The following is a 573-nucleotide window of genomic DNA, read 5'->3' as shown; positions in this document are numbered from 1 at the left end:
CGTCGCTGACCGAGTCGTTCACCGAGCTGGGCAAGCAGTTCGAGGCGGCGCATCCCGGGGTGAGCGTGAAGTTCAACTTCGGAGCGAGCTCGACGCTGGCGACCCAGCTCACTCAGGGCGCGCCCGCGGACGTGTTCGCCTCGGCCAGCGCGACGAACATGGCAGCCGTTGTGACCGCTGGGCTGGCGGCCAACCCGACGACGTTCGCGAAGAACTCGATGGAGATCGTGACCCCGCCGAACAACCCGGCGAACATCGCGGCCGTCGCCGACCTGGCGAAGCCGGGGGTGAAGGTCGCGCTGTGTCAGGCGCAGGTCCCGTGCGGGGTGACCGCCGCGAAGGTCTTCGCCAACGCGGGTGTCACGGTCACGGCGACGACCTACGGCGCGGACGTGAAGGCGGTCCTGACCACGGTCGAGCTCGGTGAGGTCGACGCCGGCATGGTGTATGTCACCGACGCGCAGGCCGCCGCCGCGAAGGTGAAGGGGATCGCGATCCCCGCGGCGCAGAACGCCTCCACGGCCTATCCGATCGCTGCCCTGACCAAGGCGCCGAACCCAGCCGGGGCGGCGG

General features: G+C 70.3%; 1 protein-coding gene. It reads left to right on the top strand.

Annotation, left to right across the window (positions count from 1 at the left end; translation table 11 throughout):
- Positions 1-573, top strand: a 573-nt coding sequence (gene modA / locus U9980_RS15845) for a molybdate ABC transporter substrate-binding protein (protein ID WP_322768630.1), incomplete at both ends; no start/stop codon positions are given.

Source organism: Protofrankia sp. Cr1 (assembly GCF_963555865.1).
In the GTDB taxonomy this organism is placed as follows: Bacteria; Actinomycetota; Actinomycetes; order Frankiales; family Frankiaceae; genus Protofrankia.
Note: the sequence above shows the minus strand (reverse complement) of the source record. Positions and strands in the feature narration are given on the sequence as shown.